General features: G+C 62.9%; 8 protein-coding genes. 3 read left to right on the top strand and 5 right to left on the bottom strand.

Annotation, left to right across the window (positions count from 1 at the left end; genetic code table 11):
• Window positions 1–121, top strand: a 121-nt coding sequence (locus tag VN004_RS03425; protein ID WP_325607040.1) for an MAPEG family protein, incomplete at its 5' end; no start/stop codon positions are given.
• Between the two features lie 65 nt (window positions 122–186).
• Here the strand turns inward: VN004_RS03425 and argC are convergent.
• Complete coding sequence (argC, locus tag VN004_RS03420; protein ID WP_325607038.1) at window positions 187–1,245, bottom strand: N-acetyl-gamma-glutamyl-phosphate reductase; 1,059 nt, start codon at window positions 1,243–1,245, stop codon at window positions 187–189.
• 176 nt (window positions 1,246–1,421) lie between these two features.
• Between argC and VN004_RS03415 the strand changes: the two genes are divergently transcribed.
• Complete coding sequence (locus VN004_RS03415; RefSeq protein ID WP_325607036.1) at window positions 1,422–1,544, top strand: hypothetical protein; 123 nt, start codon at window positions 1,422–1,424, stop codon at window positions 1,542–1,544.
• Between the two features lie 300 nt (window positions 1,545–1,844).
• Here the strand turns inward: VN004_RS03415 and VN004_RS03405 are convergent, their stop codons facing one another.
• From VN004_RS03405 to VN004_RS03390, 4 genes are all read right to left on the bottom strand, one after another.
• Window positions 1,845–2,828, bottom strand: coding sequence for an MBL fold metallo-hydrolase (locus VN004_RS03405; protein ID WP_325607034.1), 984 nt, complete (start codon window positions 2,826–2,828; stop codon window positions 1,845–1,847).
• Window positions 2,829–2,913: 85 nt separating this feature from the next.
• Window positions 2,914–3,915 (bottom strand): MBL fold metallo-hydrolase, encoded by a 1,002-nt coding sequence (locus VN004_RS03400; RefSeq protein WP_325607032.1) that lies wholly within the window; start codon window positions 3,913–3,915, stop codon window positions 2,914–2,916.
• A gap of 188 nt (window positions 3,916–4,103) precedes the next feature.
• Window positions 4,104–4,892 carry an FkbM family methyltransferase gene (locus VN004_RS03395; RefSeq protein ID WP_325607030.1) on the bottom strand — a complete coding sequence of 263 codons (789 nt, stop codon included), beginning with the start codon at window positions 4,890–4,892 and terminating at the stop codon, window positions 4,104–4,106.
• Window positions 4,893–4,911: 19 nt separating this feature from the next.
• Window positions 4,912–5,451: a DedA family protein gene (locus tag VN004_RS03390; protein WP_325607028.1), complete on the bottom strand. Its 540-nt coding sequence runs from the start codon at window positions 5,449–5,451 to the stop codon at window positions 4,912–4,914.
• A 171-nt stretch (window positions 5,452–5,622) separates the two neighbouring features.
• On the opposite strand from VN004_RS03390, the gene parE reads away from it, so the two are divergent.
• Complete coding sequence (gene parE, locus VN004_RS03385; RefSeq protein ID WP_325607026.1) at window positions 5,623–7,707, top strand: DNA topoisomerase IV subunit B; 2,085 nt, start codon at window positions 5,623–5,625, stop codon at window positions 7,705–7,707.
• Window positions 7,708–7,817: the final 110 nt, after the last annotated feature.

The following is a 7,817-nucleotide window of genomic DNA, read 5'->3' as shown; positions in this document are numbered from 1 at the left end:
GTCGCGGCTCGCGCATGCGATCGTCTACGCGGCGGGGCTGCCGGTGTTCCGGACGCTGGCCTTCTTCGTCAGCTTCCTCGCCCAGGTCGTGCTGGTGCTGGCGATCTTCCGCATCGTGTAACGGCGATGGGGACGCGCGCTAATGCGCGCGTCCCAAGCCCACGAGCGTTGTCGTCTGTCGGCGGCTTACGGAAACAGCGCGATCTGATCGATACCCATCGTTTCGGGGTATCCCATCATCAGATTCATGTTCTGAATCGCCTGCCCCGAGGCGCCTTTGACGAGGTTGTCCAGCGCCGAAACGATGATCGCGCGCCCAGGCACGCGATCCCGGGCAACGCCGATGAAGGTCCAGTTGGACCCGCGCACATGGCGCGTATGCGGCGTCTCGCCGAACGGCAGCACATGAACGAAATCGCTCTTCTCGTAGAACTTGCTGAGAATCTCGTGCAGCTCTTCGGGCGTGCGGCCGCGCCGGCCCTGCACATAGATCGTCGAGAGGATGCCGCGGTTCATCGGCACGAGATGCGGCGTGAAGCTCACGATCACCTCCTTGCCGGCGGCAAGTGAAAATTCTTGATCGAGCTCGGCCATGTGCCGGTGGCTGCCGACGCCATAGGCGTTGAAGCCTTCCGACACTTCCGAAAACAGCATCGCCTCTTTCGCCGCGCGGCCGGCCCCGGTCATGCCGGACTTGGCGTCGATCACAATGCCCTCGGTCTCGATCGCCTTATTCCTCAGAAGCGGTACCAGCGGAAGCTGCGCACAGGTGGTGTAGCAGCCGGGATTGGCGACGAGGCGCGCCTTCTTGATGTCGCGCTTGTGGATCTCGGCCAGACCATAAACCGCTTCCTTCTGCAGCTCGGGCGCATGATGTTCGTGCCCGTACCATTTGGCATAGGCGGCAGTATCGCTCAGCCGGAAGTCTGCCGACAGATCGACCACCCTCGTTTCAGGCGCCTCCGCCAGCAATTGCTTCAGAACCTTCTGGGTGGTTGCGTGCGGCAGCGCGCAGAACACAATATCGAGCGCCTGCGCCTTCCAGTCGATCCCGTCGATCGCAACGAGGGTCGGCAGATCGAATGGCGAAAATTGCGGGAAGACGTTGCGCATCTCCTGCCCGGCCCTGCGGTCGGCGGTGAGCAACGCGATCTCGGCGCGCGGGTGGCGCAGCAGCATGCGCACGAGTTCCGCCCCGGTGTAACCGGACGCCCCCAGAATGCCGACCTTCGCTTTCGTCGCCATGTCAGTCTCCGCAACGCGGCCATGCTTCGCCGCCGGTTCTTACGTCGTCGCCAGGGCCTTTGAAAGCGCGGATTTGGAGGAGAAGGCCGCGGCTTCGAAGGCACGCGGCAGGGATCGGATCAGGCAGACGCACCCGTCCCGGCCGCGAAGGCGGCACGGCGGCGGCGGGTGCTTGAATGGCTGATCGTCATGCGGCGCATATAGGTGGTGCCGGACGTGCGGTCAATTGCGCCGACCGCCCGTCAGGATCGCAGCACGCCGGCAACTCGCAGGCCTTCGCCGAGCCGCTGCAGGAATGACGGCGGAAATGGCCAGGCGGCCTGCGCTCCATGCACGGTAAGGTTTCGGTCCTTGCGGAGCAGGCTGCGCGCCAGCCGGCGCGCCTGCGCCGCTCTGCGCGACCGCGGCGATCCGGGACGAAACCAGGCGCAAGGCGCTGCTCGCCGATCTCGAAGCGCTGATCGCACGCTTCAACCGCGCGACCGACGGCACCATGGTGGTGCCGAGCGAGTATCTCGAAGCGGTCATCGTCAAGCGTTGACGCACCGCCCTGTGACAGCAAGGCCACGCGCATTCATGCGCGTGGCCTCTCGCCGTTCTCAAGCCGCCGGCACGAAGCTGTAGCCGCCGCCGCTCTTTTCGATGCGGCCCAATGCCGGGAACGGCAGGTGATAGCCGGCCATCGGCATCTTCTCGGCCGCCAGCATGTCGTAAAGCTTGCGGCGCGTGGCCACCGCCTGCGGCCCGTCCATGTCGCCGCCGCCGAACCAATCCGGGTGACGCACGAAGACGACGGCGACGCCGGATGTGACATCCGCCTGCACCAGCAATGTGTGCGAGCCGGACGATATGATAAAGGAAGTGTGACCCGGCGTGTGACCGGGCGTCGCCATTGCGGTGATGCCTGGTGCAACCTCCTTGCCGCCTCCAAACTTGGTCACGTATTTGCCCGGGATGGCGCCGAATACACGTCGCACATTGGCGTGCGCGTTGCGCAGGTTCGAGCCCTCCGCCGCCTTGTTCATGTTCGCGTCGTCGAGCCAATAATTCCATTCGTCGAGCGGCACCTTGATCTCGGCATTCGGAAAGGCCGGCGCGCCCTCCAGCGTGACGAGACCGCCGATATGGTCGCCATGGAAATGCGAGATGATGACCGTGTCGATCTTTGCAGGATCGACGCCGGCCGCCGCGAGCCGCTGCGCGGTCAGGCCCGTGCCGGCGTTGAGCGTGCGTGGGCCATTGCCGGTATCGATCATGATCAGGCGGTCGCCAGTCTTGATCAGCAGCGGGTGGAACACCAAAGCGATTTCGTCGCGGGGCATATTGTCGGCGGCAAGCGCCTCCTGGTACTGCTCGAGACTGGCGCTGCGCGACGGGCTCGCGACCAGCTTGCCGCGCCGCACGCCGTCGAGAATCGACGTGATCTCGATGTCGCCGATCTTGATGCGATGAAGTCCGGGCGCGCCCGCCTCCGTATTTGATGCGCCCGGACTTTGCGCCACGGCTGTGCGAACCGTCGATGACGCCGCCATGGCCAGTGCTGCGGCTCCGCCGAGAACGTGACGTCGTGACACTGGGGTCATCGCTTGCTCCTCTCACATGGCGGCTCAGCCTACTCCATCAGAAAAAAGGGCCGCCTCGCGGCGGCCCTTTCCTTTGCTCCTCGTCTCAGAGCGTCGGATTCCATCCGACCGGCACAATCCGGTATCCGTTGCCGTCCTTCTCGACATAGGCGAGACCGGGGTACGGGAAATGGTAGCCCTGAACCGGTATCTTCTCGGCAATCACCATGTCGTAGATCTTCTTGCGCGACTGGACGGCCAGCGGCTTGTCCATGTCGAACATGAGCTGCCAGTCCGGATTCTTCACGAACAAAAAGGCCATGCCCGCAGTGATGTCCGACTGCACCAACAGACTGCGCGGCCCCGAGCTAACCAGATAGGACATGTGGCCGGGCGTATGGCCGGGCGTTGCAATGGCCTTGATGCCACCGACCAGTTCCTTCCCGTCTTCATATTGCGTGACCTTGTTGCCGAAGGCACCAAAGACCCGCCGCGCATTCTTGTAATTGCCTTCGAGCGGCGTGCCGGCCGCCTTGCTCATGTTGGAATCGTCCATCCATTGCTTCCACTCTCCGGCCGGAACCATGATCTCGGCATTCGGAAACGCGAGCTTGTTCTCGGCATCGAGCAACCCGTTGATGTGGTCGCCATGGAAATGAGAAATGACGACCGCATCCACCTGTTTCGGATCGATGCCAGATGCCACGAGATTGGAATGGAATTGTCCGGCTGCGCCCTTGGTCTGCCCGAACATGCCCAGTCCGAGACCGGTGTCGATGACAACGAGCTTCGAGCCGGTGTTGATGACAACGGGGGTGTACAGGTGGGTTGCGGTATTCTCGGGCAGATAGCTTGACGCAAGGACCTCGTTGACCTGGTCCTTCTTCGCATTCGCGACATAGGTGTCAGGAAGCGGGGTTGCTGTCCTGCCGTCGGTCACGACGGTCACTTCGAAATCGCCGACCTTGTAGCGATAATAGCCCGGCACCTGCTTGCCGACGGCGGGCGCCGCGGCGTGCACCGTGGTACCGGATAATCCGCCGGTCATTGTTGCGGCTGCGACGGTAGCGGCACCGCTCAGCATCGTCCGGCGTGTCAATTTGGTCATGCTGGTCTCCCTCATGGTTTCGGCCGATCTTCTGGACGTGGGTCAGCCGTTGTGGTTGCGAGTTTAGCCGAGCCGATAGCGGCAAAAACACCCCAAAAAAGCGACGCGCGTTTGGTCCGGTAACACCGGTCAGGGGCGATTATTCCCGCGCCGCCAATTGGTCTGATTCACGGGTGTCGGGACGGGCCTTATGGGACGTCCGCAATATTCGTGAAGTAATGATCGATGTAGCTGGTCTTAAGGTAACGATAGCCGAGCTTCGAAAACAACGCTTTCAGATCGTCAAATCGGTCCGAATAGAGCTCGACCTGGAGATAACATCGATTGTCGCGCAACGTGCGCTCCATGCCGGAGAGTGCATGAAATTCCGAGCCCTCCACATCCATCTTCACAAGGATCGTCTTGCCGGAAAACCGGAACGTATCGTCGAAGCGGATCTGCCGCACCACGTGGCTCGCAACGCCCGGCGCCTCTTCCGGCGGCTTGTCAGGATGGGCGATCCATGACTCGCCACGATTGTGGCTGCCGGCCTCCATCAGCACGACCTCTCCGGCCTTGTCGCCGACGGCATCCGGGACAACGCGAATCCTATCCTGCAGGTTGTTCGCGGCGATGTTGGCGAGAAGGCGCGCGCGGTTGCCGGGGTCCGGTTCGAAGGCGATGATTTCGCCGCCCAATCCATTCATCGCAAGGAGGACCGAATACACGCCGGCATTGGCGCCGATATCGAGAAAGCAATCGACGTCGTGGGTGCGGCAAAGCGCGGCGAAATCCTCGAGCTGCTCCGCCTCCCAGATCGCGTTGACTGCAATCTCCCGGTCGATCAGGTCCGTGGTATCGACCACAAAGCGTGCGCCCTGCGCGCGTGCGACATACGGCACGCGTCCGAGCCTGCGCATGGCAGCGTCATAGAGCTCTCGCCCCTTGCGCTCGATGGCTCCGATCGGATGTCGGAAGGTTCGGACGACCGTCGTCATCTGGCGCGGTTTGACCTCTTCACTCGAACCACGGTGCAAAGCCAAACCATTTTGCGACCCCCATGCCGATATCGCCGAACGCGAGCAGCACATAGGCCCACACCAATGCCGAAAAGACATTGGCGAACTGGAATTTCCAGTAATCCATTTCCAGGATGCCGGCGATCAGGGGAACAACCGCGCGCAAGGGACCGAAAAACCGGCCGATGAAGATGCCGGGGATGCCCCATTTCTCCATGAAGGCGTGGCCACGGGGCAGCAGGTCCGTGTGGCGCGATAATGGCCACATATGAGCGATGCGATCCTTGAAATGGAAGCCGAACCAGTAAGACACCCAGTCGCCGCAGGCGGCGCCGGCGGCGGCCGCAAGCCAGATCGGCCAGAAAACCAGCCCCGAAGCGTTGATCAGCGCCCCGATCGCCACAAGCAGCGCCCAGGCCGGGATGATCAGCGACAGAAACGCGAGCGACTCGCCGAAGGCGAGCAGGAACACGATCGGGAGTGCCCACCAATGATTGTGGCGGACAAACGCTATGACAAGGTCGGTATATTCCTGCATTCTTTTGTGAAGGAACCGGCGGGGGCCATGGTCTAGCCCGACCTTGTTGAATGTTCCAGCGCCGAATAAGTAAATCCTTGGCGAGATGGGCGGGTTCAAGACTTCGCCATCGGCGTGGCATAGTGACTGCTGCGCGATTCGCACCCCCGATCAACACAACGACGAACAAGCATGGCCGAAACGACCAAGCCAGCCCGGACCGCGACCAAGAACCGCAAGGCAGAGAAAAAGACCCAGAAAGCGGGCGACCTTTTCGACGCGGTCCCGGCCGTCAAGAAGCGGACCGCGGCGGGCCGGGCCTCCCCGGCGCGGGGTGGCGACAGCGACTATACGGCCCATCACATCGAGGTGCTGGAGGGGCTGGAACCCGTACGTCGCCGCCCGGGCATGTATATCGGCGGCACCGATGAGAAAGCGCTGCATCACCTCTTCGCCGAAGTGATCGACAATGCGATGGACGAGGCGCTGGCCGGCCACGCAACCTTCATCGAAGTGGAACTCGATGCCGAGGGCTTCATCGCGGTGACCGACAACGGCCGCGGCATGCCGGTCGATCCTCATCCGAAATTCCCCAAAAAGTCCGCGCTCGAAGTCATCATGTGCACGCTGCATGCGGGCGGCAAATTCGACTCGAAGGCTTACGAGACCTCGGGCGGACTGCACGGCGTCGGCGTGTCGGTGGTCAACGCATTGTCGGAGAAAACCGAAGTCGAGGTCGCGCGCGGTCAGCAGCTCTACCGCATGACCTTCACGCGCGGAAAACCGAAGGGCGGATTGGAGAAGCTCGGCAAGGTCGCGAACCGCCGCGGCACCAAGGTGCGCTTCAAGCCCGATCCGCAGATCTTCGGCGAGAAGGCGAAATTCGATCCGGCGCGGCTGTTCCGGATGACGCGCGCCAAAGCCTACCTGTTCGGCGGCGTGGAAATCCGCTGGAGCTGCGATCCTTCCCTCATCAAGGACGACACGCCCGCGGGAACCGTGCTGCATTTTCCCGGCGGGCTGCAGGATTATCTCGCTGCCTCAATCGAAGGCGCGACCCGCGTGCACCCCGACATTTTCGCCGGCGGCACGGAGAAGAAGGCCGGCCACGGATCGGCCGAATGGGCCATCGCCTTCGTCGCCGATGCCGACCCGTTCGTGTCCTCCTACTGCAACACGATCCCGACGCATGACGGCGGCACGCATGAAAGCGGACTGCGCACAGCGCTGCTCAAGGGCCTGCGCGACCACGCCGCCCGCATCGGCCAGGACAAGCGCGCGGCGGTGATCACATCGGACGATGTCATGGCCGGCGCCTGCGCCATGATCTCGGTGTTCATCCGCGAGCCGGAATTCCAGGGCCAGACCAAGGACCGCCTGGCGACGCCCGAAGCCGCGCGCGTCGTCGAACAGGCGATCCGCGATCCGTTCGACCATTGGCTCGCCGGCAATCCGATGCAGGCGAACAAGCTGCTCGACTTCGTGATCGAGCGCGCCGAGGAACGCGTCCGCCGCCGCCAGGAAAAGGACGTGGCGCGCAAGAGCGCCGTACGAAAGCTCCGCCTCCCGGGCAAGCTGGCCGACTGCACGAATACCGCGGCGCAGGGTTCGGAAATCTTCATCGTCGAGGGCGACAGCGCGGGCGGCTCGGCGAAGCAGGCGCGCGACCGCGCGTCACAGGCGGTTCTTCCGCTGCGCGGCAAGATCCTCAACGTCGCCTCCGCCGGGAAGGACAAGCTCGCGCAAAACCAGCAGCTCGCCGATCTCATCCAGGCGCTGGGCTGCGGCTATGGCTCGCATTATCGCGAATCCGACCTGCGCTACGACAAGGTCATCGTGATGACCGACGCCGACGTCGACGGCGCCCATATCGCTTCGCTGCTGATTACCTTCTTTTACCGGCAGATGCCGAAGCTGATCGAGGACGGTCACCTCTATCTCGCCGTCCCTCCCCTTTACCGATTGTCGCATGGCGGCAAGACCTTCTATGCGCGCGACGACCGGCACAAGGAGGAGATCCTGAAGAAGGAATTCCACGCCAATGCCAAGGTCGAGGTCGGCCGCTTCAAGGGCCTCGGCGAGATGATGGCGAGCCAGCTCAAGGAAACCACCATGGACCCGAAGAGGCGCACGCTGCTCCGGGTCACGCTGGAAGAAGCCGCCCGCACCGCGACCGCCAAATCGGTCGATCAGCTGATGGGAACCAAGCCCGAAGCGCGCTTCGCCTTCATCTCCGAACGTGCCGAATTCGCGCGCGAGGAATTGCTCGACGTGTAGTCGTCCCGTACGGCGCGGATCGCGCCGATTTGAGCGTGCGGTTTATCAACAAGAAAACGCGGGGCGTTTGTGCGCCCCGCGTTTTTGACGGATAGCTTCTTATTTTTTTC

It is taken from the genome of Pseudorhodoplanes sp. (genome assembly GCF_035565855.1).
Classification (GTDB): Bacteria; Pseudomonadota; Alphaproteobacteria; order Rhizobiales; family Xanthobacteraceae; genus Pseudorhodoplanes.
Note: the sequence above shows the minus strand (reverse complement) of the source record. Positions and strands in the feature narration are given on the sequence as shown.